General features: G+C 68.1%; 12 protein-coding genes. 7 read left to right on the top strand and 5 right to left on the bottom strand.

The features are described from left to right. Positions 1-141 precede the first annotated feature (141 nt). The gene (locus HTZ84_RS09220; protein WP_174680396.1) at positions 142-1,296 is read left to right on the top strand and encodes an ABC transporter substrate-binding protein; all 1,155 of its coding nucleotides are present in this window, start codon (positions 142-144) and stop codon (positions 1,294-1,296) included. 68 nt (positions 1,297-1,364) lie between these two features. Here HTZ84_RS09220 and HTZ84_RS23255 read toward each other — a convergent pair whose 3' ends face one another. The 3 genes from HTZ84_RS23255 to HTZ84_RS09210 form a co-directional block, all read right to left on the bottom strand. Then, a complete protein-coding gene (locus tag HTZ84_RS23255) occupies positions 1,365-1,538 on the bottom strand; it encodes a hypothetical protein (protein WP_455429267.1) in 174 nt (57 codons plus the stop codon). 212 nt (positions 1,539-1,750) lie between these two features. Then, positions 1,751-3,343 (bottom strand): small ribosomal subunit Rsm22 family protein, encoded by a 1,593-nt coding sequence (locus HTZ84_RS09215; RefSeq protein WP_174680395.1) that lies wholly within the window; start codon positions 3,341-3,343, stop codon positions 1,751-1,753. After that, on the bottom strand, positions 3,340-4,176 hold the full coding sequence (locus HTZ84_RS09210; protein WP_174680394.1) for a prephenate dehydrogenase/arogenate dehydrogenase family protein: 837 nt from the start codon (positions 4,174-4,176) through the stop codon (positions 3,340-3,342). The genes HTZ84_RS09215 and HTZ84_RS09210 overlap by 4 nt, the downstream gene beginning before the upstream one ends. Before the next feature lie 205 nt (positions 4,177-4,381). Here HTZ84_RS09210 and HTZ84_RS09205 point away from each other — a divergent pair, with 205 nt between their 5' ends. The 3 genes from HTZ84_RS09205 to HTZ84_RS09195 all read left to right on the top strand — a co-directional run bounded on the left by HTZ84_RS09205 (position 4,382) and on the right by HTZ84_RS09195 (position 8,495). Then, positions 4,382-5,113, top strand: a complete 732-nt coding sequence (locus tag HTZ84_RS09205) for a GNAT family N-acetyltransferase (RefSeq protein ID WP_174680393.1) — start codon at positions 4,382-4,384, stop codon at positions 5,111-5,113. Between the two features lie 251 nt (positions 5,114-5,364). Further along, positions 5,365-7,299 (top strand): rhomboid family intramembrane serine protease, encoded by a 1,935-nt coding sequence (locus HTZ84_RS09200; RefSeq protein WP_174680392.1) that lies wholly within the window; start codon positions 5,365-5,367, stop codon positions 7,297-7,299. A gap of 122 nt (positions 7,300-7,421) precedes the next feature. Beyond that, positions 7,422-8,495, top strand: coding sequence for an NAD(P)/FAD-dependent oxidoreductase (locus HTZ84_RS09195; RefSeq protein ID WP_174680391.1), 1,074 nt, complete (start codon positions 7,422-7,424; stop codon positions 8,493-8,495). Positions 8,496-8,877: 382 nt separating this feature from the next. On the opposite strand, the gene HTZ84_RS09190 is transcribed toward HTZ84_RS09195, so the two are convergent. Continuing rightward, positions 8,878-10,065 (bottom strand): M24 family metallopeptidase, encoded by a 1,188-nt coding sequence (locus HTZ84_RS09190; RefSeq protein ID WP_174680390.1) that lies wholly within the window; start codon positions 10,063-10,065, stop codon positions 8,878-8,880. A gap of 133 nt (positions 10,066-10,198) precedes the next feature. On the opposite strand from HTZ84_RS09190, the gene HTZ84_RS09185 reads away from it, so the two are divergent. Further along, positions 10,199-11,347: a LolA family protein gene (locus HTZ84_RS09185; RefSeq protein WP_174680389.1), complete on the top strand. Its 1,149-nt coding sequence runs from the start codon at positions 10,199-10,201 to the stop codon at positions 11,345-11,347. A gap of 10 nt (positions 11,348-11,357) precedes the next feature. Here the strand turns inward: HTZ84_RS09185 and HTZ84_RS09180 are convergent, their stop codons facing one another. Then, positions 11,358-12,338 (bottom strand): calcium/sodium antiporter, encoded by a 981-nt coding sequence (locus HTZ84_RS09180; RefSeq protein WP_174680388.1) that lies wholly within the window; start codon positions 12,336-12,338, stop codon positions 11,358-11,360. A gap of 159 nt (positions 12,339-12,497) precedes the next feature. Here HTZ84_RS09180 and aroA point away from each other — a divergent pair, with 159 nt between their 5' ends. Beyond that, on the top strand, positions 12,498-13,802 hold the full coding sequence (aroA, locus tag HTZ84_RS09175; RefSeq protein ID WP_174680387.1) for a 3-phosphoshikimate 1-carboxyvinyltransferase: 1,305 nt from the start codon (positions 12,498-12,500) through the stop codon (positions 13,800-13,802). Positions 13,803-14,122: 320 nt separating this feature from the next. Next, positions 14,123-15,265: a thiolase family protein gene (locus HTZ84_RS09170; protein ID WP_174680386.1), complete on the top strand. Its 1,143-nt coding sequence runs from the start codon at positions 14,123-14,125 to the stop codon at positions 15,263-15,265. The last annotated feature ends 139 nt before the right edge of the window (positions 15,266-15,404 follow it).

Raw genomic sequence — 15,404 nt, 5'->3', positions numbered from 1 at the left:
TGGCCACCACGCTACTTTAAGCGCCCTCGCGAGTCGGGCGACAATTGTGCCGAATGCAGCGCACGAACCACGCATAGTGCCAATTGATTAGGCTCGCCTAAAACCGAATCGTATTAGACCTTTTAGGCCAGCCGAAACCACATGGCAACCGACGCCAACGGAGACGAGGCACTGACGCGGCGGAACTACATGAGGTACGGCGGCGCGGTCGTCGGCGGAGGCCTGCTCGCGGGTTGTATCGGCGACGGCGACGGAACAGCCGCATCCGATGGCTCCTACACGGTGACGATGGATCCGATGGGCGAGGTCGCCTTCGACGAGGCTCCGGAGACCTGGATGTCGTTCCTCAGCACGTACGGTGACATGGGAATTGCACTCGGCAAGGCCGACGGGTTACGGGGACTCTGGGACCCGTCGAACTACCCCGAGTTCGTCTACGACTACTTGCCGGGCGTCGACGTCTCCCTCGACGTCCCGAAGATCGCGGGCGACAGCGGGTTCGACAAGGAGGTCTTCTACGAACTCGAGTGTGACCTCCACCTGGTCGATCCGAACTGGCTCGGCGTTCTTTCCGACGACTGGACGGACGAGGACATCGACGAGATCAGTAGTCAAGTCGCCCCCTTCCTGGGGAACTACATCCGGCGACGCGGCGACGAGTGGCACGACTACCGCTACTACTCGCTCTACGAGGCGTTCGAGATCGTGGCCGACGCGTTCCGCGAATCGGAACGGTACGATGCGTACCGAACGGTCCACGACGAGATGCAGTCGACGATCCAGTCGACGCTGCCGCCGACCGACGAACGGCCCACAGTCGGCCTCCTCTCGGCCAACTCCGACTTCGAGAAGGGGTCGTTCTACGCCTACCCGCTCCAGTCGGGCAACAATCACAAACAGTACCGGGACCTCGAGATGCGGGGTGCCTTCGACGACCACATCGACGGGAGTTACGCCAACTGGGACTACGAACAGCTGCTGGAGGTCGACCCCGACGCGATCGTGTTCCAGTACGGGCTTACGCACGTCTCGACCGAGGAGTTCGAGGCCCGAACGGAGACGATGCGCGAAGATCCGACCGGAAAACAGTTGAGCGCCGTGCAGAACGACCGACTCTATCGCGGCGGCGGCTCTTACCAGGGACCGATCGTCAACCTCTTCCAGACCGAGGCCGCGGCGCGACAGTTCTACCCCGATTCGTTCGGCGAGTGGAACGGACTCGAGACGCTGAGAGACGAGTCGCTAACGCTGTTCGACCGCCAGCGTATCGCGGACATCGTCAACGGCGAGATCTAACGGAGACGTCGCCGATGCTCGCGTTCACTTCGCGTGCGAACTGAACGATCGGTAGAAGGAGAGGAGGGTTAGCAGTAGTAGACCCAGAAGGTATGTTCGTTTGAACATTTGCGTTCCGTATGATCACCGAACGCGGCGACGTACGGGCTAACTTTCAGTTCTACGTCTCGTTCTGGGACGGGTACGCTACTGTTCTCTCCGCATTTCGGACACGCGACTTCCCGAGTTTCTTGGATTTGCATCGGCACTAATCATGTACTCTACGTCACGAATGATAATGAATGACCCTCCGTCTTCGCTTGATAGATTCCTGACTACCATGTTCCCCCGACTGAACGCGAGTTTCGCGGTTTGATATGGATAAAGAAACCGTGCTACCAGCTACGAATACGTAGATCACGTACCGAATCGGGAACGCCCGATTCGGATCTTCGTCTCAATATATTAAGGCCGCTCAGCCGATGCGGTCGACGATCGTCTCCTCGTCGACGACCAGGTTGTACGCCTCCTCGTCGTCGTTCCAGAGCGCGAGGATCCGTTCGAACGAGCAGACCTCGCCGTAGTCGGCCTCGAGCAGCGGCCGGTTGAGCGAGCTCTCGGACGTGACGACGGCGTAGTGGTCGATCGACTCGCTGCCGTCGCTGATCTTGAACAGCGGGTTGGAGCGGCCGCCGTGGTCGCCGCCGTCGCGGTCGGCGTCGCTCAGCGAGCGGCTGAGTTTCGCCGCGGCGAGGTCGATCCGGTTCGGCACGTGCCGGTCCATCTCGGCCATCTTCGCCCAGTCGCTGGTCTCGAGCGCGAGGGCGATCCGCCGCTTTCCGTCGAGGCGCAACAGCGAGGTCGAGAACTGGACGTCGACGTTGACGAACTCGCCGGGGGCGTGCTCGGCGTCGTCGGCCGGCGTCGCCTCGTCGAGTTTCCGCTGGAAGGAGGGAACGGCGAGGTCGGGCCTGACGTCGAACGTCCAGCCCCGGTCCGTCGGGCGCTCGCCCGGCCAGAGGCGGACGGTGGGGCCGTAGACCGTCACCCGGCCGCGGCGGGCAGCGGCGTCATCCGCTCCGGCCGCCTCGGCCCCTTCAACTTCCCCGTCGGAATCGGTCTCGTCGAAGCCCATCTCCGCGGGCGTCCACAGCCGCTCGTCCTCGAGTTCCCGCTCGAGTTCGCGCAGTCGGACGCTGGTGTTCTTGTCCGCCGGCGCCATCGCCAGCAGCGTCCCGTCGGGCGCGAGCGTCTCGAGGGCCGACCGCAGGACGGCCGCCGGCTCCTCGAGTTCGCTCAGGACGTTGCAGGCGAGGACGAGGTCGAAGCCGTCGTCGGGAGCGGTGGGATCGAACGCGGCGCCGCCGTCCGAACCGACCTCCGCGGGATCGAACGCCTCGACGGTCGTCCGGTGGATCGTCGGGTGGACGTTCGGCCCGGTCTCCTCGAGCAGTTCCTCGAGCACGTCGGCGGCCGCGCTCGGTTCGACGGCGTGGTAGTCGAGCAGGGCGTCGTCGGGGAGGTAGTCACAGAGCCCCAGCGCGGGGCCGCCGACGCCGGCGCCGATGTCGAGGACGCGGAGCGACCGCCCCAGCAGGCCGCGCTCGGCGAGGTCGTCGAGCGCGTACTGGACGGCCGCGTAGTAGCCCGGCAGGTGGTAGATCGCGTAGCCGGCGGCGACGTCGTCGTCGTACTCGACCGGCCGGCGCTCGAGGTAGCGGCGCTTGAACCGCCGGATCGTCGACCGCAGGAGTTCGCCCGTGGCGTCCTCGTGCCAGTCGACGCCGTAGCGCTCGACGAGCAGGTCCTCGAGGCGCTGTTCGTACGCCGCGGGGAAGCGCTCGACGGGGCCGCGGTTCGGCGCCACGGGATCGTCCCCGACGGGGACGAAGGTGCCGTCGTCGCGCTCGACCAACTCGAGTTCCGGCGCCAGTTCGCGGAGGTGTTGGCGAACGACCGCCGGGTGCGGGTTCCCCTCGACGTACTCGCAGATCTCGTCGGGGTCGATCGGGCGGACGTTCTGCAGGTACTTCGCGTTCGACCGGACTGACTCGCGCTGGTCGCTCATTGGATGGATCCTCCGTTCGTCTCGCTGTTCTGTTGTCCGTTCATTTCGCTCTCCGTCCGGCCGTTCGGGTCGTCGGAATCGGCCGTCGCGTTCGGCTGCCACCGGTCGGCCGCCTCCCGGTAGAGGGACTCGAGTTCCTCGCGGTCGGCGTCGGCGACCGTCGCGGCGGCGTCGGCGATCGCGTCGGCGCCGTCGAAGGCCTCCTGAATGTCGGCGTAGACGCGAGGGGTTCCCTCGGTCATCTGCTCGGCCAGGGTCCCCAGCCCCTCGTAGATCGGCGTCTCGAAGCCGTCGGGGACCGGTTCCGCGGCCAGCGCGAACGACAGGACGGCGGCGTGGGTCGCCGCCTGGACCGTCTCCATCGCGTCGTCGTGTTCCGTCGCCGTCGTCTCGACGAGGTCGTTGCCCCGCGCCGCGAGCGCGTCGAGGAGCGTTTCGATCGTCGGTCCGGCGGCGTCGCGGACGACGGCGATCGAACCGGGCGCTCGCTCGGGCGCGAACAGCGGGTGGAGGCTCGCCCGCTCGAGATCGGGCGCGTGCGTCGCCATCGCCTCGAGGGGCGGCCCCATCACGCCGGAGACGTCGACGATCGCACCCTCGGCCCGGTCGGCGTGGTCGGCGACGGCCTCGACGGCGTGGGTCATCGGGACGGCGATACAGACCACGTCGTAGCTGTCGGTCCCCTCGAGCGCCGCGGTGTCGGCGTCGTCCCCGACCGCGTCGGCGGCGGCGGCCGCGGCGTCGGCGTCGACGTCGGCGAACGTCACCGACGCGTCTACGGCGCGGCCGAGCCACGTCCCCATCGCCCCCGCGCCGACGATCAGTACGTCCATCGGCCCCTGCTACCGTCCGGCGTCGCAAAAGCGGTTCGATCGATCGGCTCCCGTGACCGTCCGCTCGCTCGAGGCGCCCTCATCGGCCGCCGGTCGGTTCGCTGGCCATCCGTCGATTCGTCGAGCGTCCCGTTCCGAATGGCTATTTCCATGACGTGTGTTATCTACTCCCAAATGTTAAATCACCGCTCTCCGTACTGGCCGTATGGGCGTGATAGAGCGGCCGACGTTTTCGTCCGACGCCAGCAGACGGATCTACGAGTACGTCGAACGCAACGGCACCGTCGCGCGACACAAGGTGATGGACGTGGTGTCGCTGCCGTCCGCGGAGTTCGAGTCCCACCTAGAGTCGCTGAAGGCCGACGGCTATCTCGAGGAGGACGGCGGCACGCTGCAGATCGCCGTCGAGTTCGGCGCGGTCGCCGAACACGAGACCGACGACCGTACGTTCGTCGTCCGGCCGGGACGTCAGTCCGACTTCGACGGGCTCATCGAGACGATCAGGGACGTCACGGCCGAGGAGACCTACGTCGTCGCCGAGGCCATCGCCGAGGAACTCCTCTACGAGGACGCCGTCACCAGGCACAACACCGTCAAATCCCGGATGTTCTTCGTCGCGACGATCGACGGCGACGTCGTCGGCTGGACCCACCTCGACCTCCCGCAGGTCGACCAGCTTCGGGGGACCGCCCAGCAGACCGTCGGCGTCCGCGAGGCCCACCAGGGACACGGGATCGGAAGCAAACTCCTCCAGCGGGGCCTCGAGTGGGCCGAGGCCAACGGCTACCGGAAGGTGTACAACAGCGTTCCCATCACCAACGACCGCGCCCTCGAGTTCCTCACCGAACACGGCTGGGACACCGAGGCGATCCGCCGGGACCACTACGAGATCGACGGCGAACCCGTCGACGAGGTGATGATGGCCCGCGAACTATAGCTCGCTCGGGCCGATAGCGCGCTCGAGTCGCCGACGTGCCGTTCGAAATTCTGACGGCGCGGCCCGACGGCAGCGACTGTACGCGACCCGTGTCGACGATCGGTACCTCCGGCGGTCGCGTCTCCCGCCGTCGCCGAAGCCGTTCGATCGTTCGGCCGGCGCGGGCGTTCGCTCGACCGTCCCGTCGGAATCGGTGACAGTCGGCGATTTCCGACTCAATCTTTGTACCGGTTCGCGTCGAAGAACACGCGATGCCGGTCACACCGACGCAGGCCGTTCTGGTGGTAACGGTACTCGTCGCGCTGGGATTCGTCTGGTACACGGAGGGGCGCGGTCGCTGGCGATCGCTCGCCGCGGACCGGTTCGTCTACGGCGTGCCGTGGGGCACCGTCGTCACGGTCGCGATCGTCGTCACGTTCTACGTGCTGGTCCAGAGCGACGTCCGTCACGTGAGCGATCCGGTGACGCTGCCGTTCATCACGTGGTCGTACTTCTATCCGATGGGACTTCTCACGGCCGGAATCGCTCACGGCTCGCCCGGTCACATCGCAGCGAATATGGCCGGGACGCTCGCGTTCGGGCCGATCGTCGAGTACGCGTGGGGGCACTATCCGCCGTCGGAGCGCCCCCGTGCGGAGGACACGGCCACCGGGGAGACCGACGGCGGATTGCTCGCTCGCCCGCCGGTCCGCGCTCTGGTCGCGTTTCCGATCACACTGCTCGCAGCCGCGTTCCTGACGTCCGTGTTCGCGCTCGGACCCGGACTGGGATTCTCCGGCGCCGTGTTCGCGATCGCCGGCGTCGCCGTCGTGACGTATCCGATCGCGACGATCGTCGCGGCGATCGCCGCGAACGCGATCCAGACGCTGTATCTGGCACTGAGCCAGCCGGTCGTCCGCGAGACGTTCGGTTCGGGAACGCCCGGACCGCCGACGTGGGCGGGAATCGGCTTTCAGGCTCACCTGCTCGGATTTCTGATCGGCGTGCTCTGCGGAGCGTCGCTGTTACGCCGGCGGGGCCGACGACCGGCGACCGAGCGCCTGTTCTTCGCGACGCTCGCGCTCGGACTGGTTCAGGCGCTCTGGCTCCTCGTCTGGTCCGGCGACGACGCGTTCGTCCTCTACCGCGGCGCCGGCGTCGTTCTCGTCGTCCTCCTAACGCTGCTGATCACCGCGGCGATCACGGGCAGCGCTCGCCCGCTGCCGCGGCCGCTCTCCGTCCTCCCCGGCGTACCGACGCGTCGCCGACTCGCGATCGGCTGGCTCGCGCTGCTCGCGATCGCTCTCGTGGCCGCCATCGTCGCGACGGTAACCGTCGGTGAGGCACCGCTCGGCCCGACGATCGGGCTGCTTCTCGTCGGCGGGTTCGTGCTCGCACTCCCGGCGCTCCCGCCGGTCGTCCCCGATCGAGTGTACGCGGGCCCGGTGACGCGTCGAGGGGTCGCGGTCGCGACGCTGGTCGCCGTGACGGTGCTGATCGCCGCCCCGAGCGTCCCGTTCAACCTGCTCGTCGTCGGGGACGACACCGTCCCGGGTGACGGCGGCGTCGAAGTCGGGGACTACACGGTGACGTACGAGCGGAACGTGACCCCCGGTCAGCAACTGCTCGTCGGTCCGGACCCCGAGGACGTCGACGAGGAAGCCGTCCCCCTCGAGAACCGACAGAGCGGGCTGATCGTGGTCAACGCGGATCGCGAGATCTGGGCCGTCGTGGAACACACAGCGGTCATCGCACACGAGGGTAACGCGACGATCGAGATCGGCGGCTTCGGTTGGCGGGAGACGGTCCGCGCGGAGCGAACCGGTTGGGACGTCGTCGGTAACGAGAGCGCCTACGCCGTCGATCTCACCGTCGACGGCGAAACGACTCGCTCGTTCGCGTCGGACTCCGTCCGGGCGAGCGCGACGATCGACGGGCGGGCGATCGAGCTCGACCCGACCGACGACGCGTTCCTGCTCCGCGTCACGGACGACGGAGACGCGATCGGTGAGGCCGAAGTTCCCGACGTGAACGAGACGACGTCGATCGGTGACGTCGAATTCTCGACGGCGGTCGTCGAGAGCGACGACGCCGACGATAGTGATGGCACCGATACCGAGGCCGAGAGCGTGCGATTGTTCGCGTCGGTCGACGACACCGAGGTACTCGTCGCGGAACGGGAATCGTACGCCGACTCGACGGCGTGATCGGCCGCCGAGCGGTCGCCCCGTGCGATCGAGGAACCGTCCCTCGATCCCGGTCCGCGCTGTTAGCGTTAGCGGTAGTGGTAGTCCGCAGGTTCTTGAGTCACGGGACTCGAACGTCGATTATGACGCGCATCGGAATCGTCGGCGCCGGCGCGGCCGCCGCGGCCGCGGCGTACGCGATCGACCGGACGACGACGAAGCGAGACGCGAGCGACGACGTTTCGGTAACGGTCCTCGAGAAGTCCGGCGGCCTCTGCGGGCGCGCGGCCACCCGCCGGCGAGCGGACGTGACCTACGACTACGGCGCGAACTACGTCAAATCCGACGACGAGCGGGTCGTCGACCTGCTCACGGAGACCCTCGAGACTGACGGGCTGGTCGACGTCACCGACCCGGTCTGGACCTTCGATAGCGGTGGTGAGATCGCCGAGGGTCGGGACGCCGACGACCACAAGTGGACCTACGAGGCTGGGCTGACCCAGATCGCCAAACGCCTGTTCGCGCGCACCGACGCGACGATCCACCGCAACACGCGCGTCCAGACGATTTCTCGAGAGTCGGCCGCGGGAACGTGGCGACTCGAGGACGACGCGGGCGACCAGTGGGGGCCGTTCGACGTCCTCCTGTTGAATCCGCCGGCGCCACAGACCGCCGATCTGCTGCGGTCGGCCGAGTGGGACGCCGATCCCGACGTTCGGCGACGGCTCGCCGACGCGGCCGAGGCCGTCCCCTACCGGACGATCTGGACGGGCGTCTTCCACTACCCGTTCGAACTCGATCTCCCCTACTACGCGCTCGTGAACACGGACAAGGAGCACGAAATCGGGTGGATCGGCCGCGAGGAGTGCAAGCCGGGACACATCCCCGACGGCGAGTCGCTGCTCGTCGTCCAGGCCAACCACGAGTGGTCCGTCGACCGCTACGACGACGACCCCGACGCGACCCTCGAGGCCCTCGCCGAACTGACCGCCGATCTGCTGGGCGACGAGCGCCTGCTCGAGCCCGACTGGACTGACCACCAGGGCTGGCGCTACGCGCTGCCCGAGGACGGCGTCGCTCTCGAGCCGGTCCGGGCCGCCGAGGACGCGGGGCTGTACTGTCTCGGCGACTGGGTCGCCGGCGAGGGGCGACTCCACGCCGCGTTGCGCAACGGGCTCGAGACCGGCGAGCGTATCGCGGAGAACGTATCGAACTGAGCGACCGGCTTCGCAGTGGCGCGCGCCGGGACGGGGTGAGTTTTACGAACCACGTCCCGAAGCCGCGCGAGGGATGAGCGATCGAACAGAGTGAGTGAGCGAATCGGCTGGGGAGGATGTGGAAATCCCCGTTGCCACGATAGTAGTGTGGCCGAGTACGAAGCGTCCTGCGTACCGTGGCGGCGCGGAATTGCCACGCCCTCCCCAGCCGATTCGCTCGTTCGCTTTGCTCACTCGCTCATCCCTCGCGCAGTGTCGGGACGCAGTTCGCTTCCCTGAGGTCGTCACTTCGTTCGACCTCGATATCGCTCACTACGTCCCGGTGCGCGCTACCGAAGGAGAACGAATCCGAGCCGCACCGAATTCCGGATCGAGAGGCCGGTTACTCGGCTCTGGGCTCGAGTCCCACCCGATAGTCGGTCAGGTTCTCGTAGCCGTCCTCGGTGACGACGATCAGATCCTCGATGCGGACCCCACCCACGGCGGGGTCGTAGATACCGGGCTCGATCGATATCACGTGGCCGGGCTCGAGGTCGCCGCCGGCGGGCGAGACGCTGGGCTGTTCGTGGATGTCCAGCCCGACGCCGTGGCCGGTGCTGTGGATGAAGCCCGTCTCGGTGTCCGGATCGCTCCGGAGGGTGTCGTAGCCGGCGTCCTCGATGACGTCGCAGGCCGCGCCGTGGACCTCGGCCCCCGTCACACCCGCTTCGACGGCCTCGAGGGCGGCCTCGTAGGCCTCTCGCGTGACCTCGTACCGCCGGCGGGCTTCCTCGCCCGGATCGCCGCGAGCGAAGGTGCGGGTCATGTCGGCGAAGTAGCCGGTCTCCTTGTCCCGCGGGAAGATGTCGATCACGATCAGTTCGTCGGCCGCGAGCGGACCGCTGCCGCGGTCGTGCGGGTCGGCCGCGTCGGCGCCGCAGGCGACGATCGTCTCGTCGAGCGCGCAGCCGTGGCCCAACAGCGTGATCTCGATCGCCTCCGTGACGCGCTCGCTGGTCAGCGGCTCGCCGTCCCGCACCAGACGGCCGTCCTCGATATCGGCGGTCGCGATCAGCTCTTCGGCGCGGGCCATCGCGGCCTCGTTGGCCCGCTGGCTCGAGCGAATCTGTTCGATTTCCCAGTCGGTCTTCGTCGCGCGGATGGTCTCGACGATCCCCTCGGGCTCGACCGTCACCGAGAGTCCCCGCTCGCGGAGGCCGTCCGCGGTCCCCGTCGGGAAGTTCTGCGGGACGGCGATCGATTCGACGCCGTGGTCCTCGAGAAACGCCGCGATCGCGCGGTTCTTGGCCTCGTAGGCGCCGTGCTCGCCGACCAGCTCCTGGTAGTCGTAGGTCGACAGCCGCGATACGGAGTCGGCGCTCGAGTCCGCCGTCGCGCGGCCGTACTCGAGTCCCGAGACGAGCAGGTGGGTGCCGTCGTCGGCGACCAGCGTCTGGTAGGGATCAGGCGCCGTGAAGCCTGAGACGTACCGCTGGTCGGCGTCCGAGGCGTCGTCGTCGATCAGGTAGCCGTCCAGCCCGTCGGTCTCGAGGTGCTCGCGCAACGGGGCGAGGTCGACGTCGAGTTCCATAGCGGGTGTGGAACGGGCGTCCACATAATCCCGGCGAGTCCGCACCCCCTTCGCGTTGCTCGTTCGGCCGTGGACTCGAGGGCAGCACCGGCCGACCCACAAACTTACAAATTTCGACGACAGTCTTCCGTGCATGAAGCGTCGACGGTTTCTGGCGGTCGGTGCCGGCGCCGGCGTCTCGCTCGCCGGCTGCGTGAGCTATCCGTCCGCCGACGACGGGCCCTCGAGCGAGGCGCTGCTCCGCGACGCGATCGAGACGCGTCGCCACCTGAACGATCTCAGGGCGCGCCGAACGCTGTCGGTCGAGACGCCGTCCGACGCCGTCGAACGAACGGAACGCGTCGTCCGCAAACCGCCGGCCAAGCAGCGCCTCGAGGTCCTCGAGTCGACCGATCCGGACGCGCCGGTCGGATCGGTCACCGTCACCAACCGCGAGATGACGTGGGAATACAACCCCGAGGAGGAGCTCGTCGATATCCAGTTTCACGGCACCAAGGTCGACGCCGACCGGACGCTGCGGGTCCTCGAGAGCCTGCTCGAGAACTACCGGCTCGGCTACGAGGGGACGACGACCGTCGACGGCCGGGAGGCCCACGTCGTCGAGACGCGGCCGCCGATCGAGGAGACCGGGCGGCGGCTCAATCTCGTCGTCGGGGATACGACCTACGCCATTCCGCTGTCGACCGACGATCTCGAGGACCTCGCGGTCACCCGGACGATCTGTATCGACGACGAGTACCGGTATCCGGTCAGGGAGCGCAACGAGGTCCGCGACGGCGACGAGATCCGCTACCGGCTGACCGTCACCTACGAGGACCTCGCGATCGACGAGGGCGTCGAGTCGGAGACGTTCACCTACCAGCCGCCGGCGGACGCGACGGTCGTCACGGACGGAACGGAACCGGAGGGGATCTTCGACTCGATCGACGAGGCCGAGGGGGCCGTCCCCTACGAGCTGCCGGAGGCGGCGATCCCCGACGCCTACCTCCTCGATCGCATCACCGTCGTCGAGCGGGCCGAGAAGTACGGCGGGGTGACGACGACGCTGTGGTACAACGATCCGAACGTCGTCGCGCGCGAACTCTACGTCGTCGTCCGCGAGCGGGGCCGGTTCGATCCGGACGTCCTCGAGGAGATCGAGATCGACGGCCGGACGGCCTACTACCGGGACGGCCGGATACAGAGCATCTTCTGGGACTGCGACGACCTGAGCTACGAGGTCTCGAGTCTGGTCGACGGCGAGCCGATCCGAGAGATCGCAGCCTCGATCGGCTGTCCGTAGGCGCTCGCGCTCAGCCGAAGATCCGCAACAGGCCGAGCGTCCAGCGGACGAGTTCGGAGACGACGAGGAGCGCGCCCTCGGGACGGGACAGTCGACGGCCCGACCAGAGCGCGCCGACCGTCGCCGCCGTGATCGCCGTGAGCCACCAGAGGGTCTCTATCGCGGCGTCGCCGACGGCGAGCGGCCCGAGCAGCGACGCGAGCCCGAGAATACCGAGCACGTTGAAGATGTTGCTGCCGAGCGCGTTGCCGACCGACATGCCGATGTGACCGCGGCGCATCGCGACGAACGAGACCGCGAGCTCCGGCGTCGACGTCCCCGCCGCGACGACCGTCCCGCCGATGACCCACTCCGAGACGCCCGCCGTCCGCGCGATCGACGACGCGGCTTCGACCATGAAGTGACCGCTGAGGAGGACGAGGGCCAGTCCGCCCGCGAGCGCGAGCGCGTCGCGAGCGCGGAACGAGTCGGCGGGCGCGTCCGCCGTCGAGACTCGAGCCCCGGGGTACTCGGTGTCGATCGACGCGTCCGTTCGTTCGTCCCGCAGGACGTAGAGCGTGTAGCCGACGAACAGCGCCCCGAGGAGGAGGCCCTCGCCTCGCGTCACGGTCCGATCGAACAGCGCGCCGAACGCGACCAGCGTCGCGAGGAGCGCCGCGATCCCGTCCCGGTGGACGAGCGAGCGCTCGACGGGGACGACCCGGAGGAGCGACGCGGCGCCGAGGACGACCGCGAGATTGTACACGTTCGATCCGACGACGTTGCCGACGGCGATCTCGCCGTTGCCCGCGAGCGCGGCGTCGGCCGACACGACCAGTTCCGGCGTCGACGTCCCCATCGCGACGATCGTCAGTCCGATCGTGAGTTCGGGGACGCCGAACCGGCGTGCCAACCGGACGACCGCGTCGACGAGCGTCCGGGCACCGAGCCACAGTCCGAGTACGGTTCCGACGACGATCGCGACCTGGACGACCGGTCCTCCCTGAACCATGCGCCCGCATAGTTTCGGAAGGGGCGACTTAAATCTCGAGTCGGCGGACCGCTTCCGCCGAGCGAAACTCGCTACCCGCCGGACGGGGCGACCGCCACACCGTCCGCGGCGACTGCACGGATCGGTATCGGTAAGGCGGGGCCACTCCACAGGGCGACCATGAACGTCACTATCACGCCCTCGAGCGTCGAGGGGACGGCACGGGCTCCGCCCTCGAAGAGCTACACGCACCGAGCGATCCTCGCCGCGGGTTACGCCGACGAGGCGACGGTCCGGGACGCGCTCTGGAGCGCGGACACGCAGGCGACCGCGCGGGCGGTGGACCTCTTCGGCGGCGACGTCACCCGAGACGGGAACGCGACCCTCGAGATCGACGGCTTCGACGGCCGGCCCGACGTTCCGGCGGACGTCATCGACTGCGCGAACAGCGGGACGACGACGCGGCTCGTCACGGCCGCGGCGGCGCTGGCCGACGGGACGACCGTCCTGACCGGCGACGAATCGCTGCGCTCGCGACCCCAGGGACCGCTGCTCGAGGCGCTCTCCGCGCTCGGCGCCGAGGCGTACAGCACGCGGGGCAACGGGCTGGCGCCGCTGGTCGTCACCGGACCGCTCTCGGGCGGTTCGGTCTCGATCCCGGGCGACGTCTCCTCGCAGTACATCACCGCCCTGCTGATGGCCGGCGCCGTCACCGACGAGGGGATCGAGATCGACCTCGAGACCGAACTCAAGTCCGCGCCCTACGTCGACATCACGCTCGAGGTGCTCGCGGACTTCGGCGTCGACGCCCGCCACACCGACGACGGCTTCGCGGTCGACGGCGGCCAGACGTACAGCCCTGCAGGCGGCGAATACGCAGTCCCCGGCGACTTCTCGTCGATCTCCTACCCCCTCGCGGCGGGGGCGATCGCCGGCGACGAGGGCGACGGCGTCCGCATCGAGGGCGCCAACCCGAGCGCGCAGGGCGACACCGCCATCGTCGAGATCGTCGAACGCATGGGTGCCGACGTCGACTGGGACCGCGAGGAAGGCGTCATCGAGGTCTCGAGCGCGCCGCTGTCGGGAGTCGAGGTCGACGTCGAGGACACGCCCGATCTGCTGCCGACGATCGCGACGCTGGGCGCCGTCGCCGACGGCGACACGCGCATTACGAACGCCGAGCACGTCCGCTACAAGGAGACCGACCGCGTGAGCGCGATGGCCGAGGAACTGGGCGAGATGGGCGTCGAAACCACCGAGGAGCGCGACTCGCTGACGGTCCACGGCGGCGACTCCCGGCTCGAGGGTGCTACCGTTTCCGGGCGCGACGATCACCGGATCATCATGGCGCTGGCGCTCGCCGGCCTGGTCGCCGACGGCGAGACGACCGTCGAGGGCGCCGACCACGTCGACGTCTCGTTCCCCGGCTTCTTCGACGTGCTCGAGGGGTTAGGCGTCGCCCTGGAGCGCGACGACGGGCAGTAGCGACGGCTCTTGCTCGGGAATCTCGAAGCGCTCGAGTAGGATGTGGTGCGCTCGCTCCGGTCCTCGCCACGAGACGGCGAGGTACTCGCCGGGATCGGCGCTCGAGTTCGTCGACTGATCGTCGTCGGTTTCGTCGGAGGGGTCGTCGCTCAGACAGCCCGCAACACCGGTCGCTCCGGCGGCGAGCGTCGCTTTCGGGTGGCGCGGCTCGAGGGCCGTGAATCTCGACGTTCGGTGGCACCGCTCCAGCGGCCGGGCGGATCGGCCGTCGCTTTCCGGAGAAGTTAACTATTTACAATTACGGAGGATTGTGCTATACAATGTCAGACACCACACCGGTGATCGTTAGCGCTGTAAGGACCGCACAGGGCAAAGAGGACGGCGCGCTCGCGGACGTCCGCAGCGAGGATCTCTCGATTCCGCTGGTCGACGAGATGCTCGCGGAGACCGGGCTCTCGGGCGAGGACGTCGACGACCTGATGTGGGGCTGCGCCCAGCAGCGCGAGGAACAGCGAACGAACATCGCCCGCCAGATCGCGCTGTTCTCGGATCTGGGCGAGGAGGTCCCGGCGACCACCGTCGACCGGCAGTGCGCTTCCTCGGCGCAGGCGATCATCAGCGCCGCGGACTCGATCGCCGCGGGCCGCCACGACGCGGTCGTCGCCGGCGGCGTCGAGAGCATGAGCCGCGTGAAGATGGGCGCCGCCGAGAGCGGCGAGCTGTACCCCGAACTCGACGAGGCCTACGGGATGGAGAACCTCCGGATGGGGATGACCGCCGAGAAGGTCGCCGAGGAGTTCGACATCAGCCGCGAGGAGCAAGACGAGTACGGCGCCCGCAGCCAGCAGCGAGCCGTCGAGGCCACCGAGTCGGGCCGCTTCGACGACGAGATCGTCCCCATCGAGACGGGGGACGGCGTCCACGACGAGGACGAGGGGCTCCGGCCCGGCACGACGGCTGAAAAGCTCGCCGAACTGCCGACCGTCTTCACGGACGACGGCACCGTCACGCCGGGCAACGCCTCGCAGATCGCCGACGGCGCCGCCGGCGTCATGCTGACCAGCCGCGAACTCGCCGAGGAACGGGGCCTCGAGATCCTCGCCGAGGTCGGCACCAGCTACGTCGCGGGCGTCGACCCGACGATCATGGGGGTCGGCCCCGTCCCCGCGACGGAGGGGCTGCTCGAGCGCGCCGGGCGCGAGATCGACGACTACGGGCTGGTCGAAATCAACGAGGCCTTCGCCAGTCAGACGCTCTACTCCGCGCGAGAGTTGGGGATTCCGATGGACCGACTGAACGTCAACGGCGGTGCGATCGCCATCGGCCATCCGCTGGGCTGTTCCGGAGCGCGCCTGCCCGTGACCCTGATCCACGAGATGAACCGCGAGGGCGTCGACCGTGGCATCGCGACGGAGTGCGTCGGCTTCGGGCAGGGCGCGGCGATCGAGTTCGAACTGCCCTGACGTAGCGGCGCTATTTCTCCTGGTAGCCACTCATTCGTTAAAGAATCGCAGTCTAACCGCTGGATTGGATTCAGGTTTCAGTATCTGAGCTTGATCCCACAGCCCGGACAATACTCGGCGCTATCGAACCGTTCGCCAC

Origin of the sequence: Haloterrigena gelatinilytica (genome assembly GCF_013342145.1) — an archaeon.
Classification (GTDB): Archaea; Halobacteriota; Halobacteria; order Halobacteriales; family Natrialbaceae; genus Haloterrigena; species Haloterrigena gelatinilytica.
This window is presented reverse-complemented; position numbering and strand designations above follow the sequence as displayed.

Coding starts and splice junctions, on each gene's coding strand:
- HTZ84_RS09220 (WP_174680396.1), top strand. CDS start 142: ATGGCAACCGACGCCAACGGAGACGAGGCACTGACGCGGCGGAACTAC.
- HTZ84_RS23255 (WP_455429267.1), bottom strand. CDS start 1,538: ATGCAAATCCAAGAAACTCGGGAAGTCGCGTGTCCGAAATGCGGAGAG.
- HTZ84_RS09215 (WP_174680395.1), bottom strand. CDS start 3,343: ATGAGCGACCAGCGCGAGTCAGTCCGGTCGAACGCGAAGTACCTGCAG.
- HTZ84_RS09180 (WP_174680388.1), bottom strand. CDS start 12,338: ATGGTTCAGGGAGGACCGGTCGTCCAGGTCGCGATCGTCGTCGGAACC.
- HTZ84_RS09170 (WP_174680386.1), top strand. CDS start 14,123: ATGTCAGACACCACACCGGTGATCGTTAGCGCTGTAAGGACCGCACAG.
- aroA (WP_174680387.1), top strand. CDS start 12,498: ATGAACGTCACTATCACGCCCTCGAGCGTCGAGGGGACGGCACGGGCT.
- HTZ84_RS09200 (WP_174680392.1), top strand. CDS start 5,365: ATGCCGGTCACACCGACGCAGGCCGTTCTGGTGGTAACGGTACTCGTC.
- HTZ84_RS09210 (WP_174680394.1), bottom strand. CDS start 4,176: ATGGACGTACTGATCGTCGGCGCGGGGGCGATGGGGACGTGGCTCGGC.
- HTZ84_RS09195 (WP_174680391.1), top strand. CDS start 7,422: ATGACGCGCATCGGAATCGTCGGCGCCGGCGCGGCCGCCGCGGCCGCG.
- HTZ84_RS09185 (WP_174680389.1), top strand. CDS start 10,199: ATGAAGCGTCGACGGTTTCTGGCGGTCGGTGCCGGCGCCGGCGTCTCG.
- HTZ84_RS09190 (WP_174680390.1), bottom strand. CDS start 10,065: ATGGAACTCGACGTCGACCTCGCCCCGTTGCGCGAGCACCTCGAGACC.
- HTZ84_RS09205 (WP_174680393.1), top strand. CDS start 4,382: ATGGGCGTGATAGAGCGGCCGACGTTTTCGTCCGACGCCAGCAGACGG.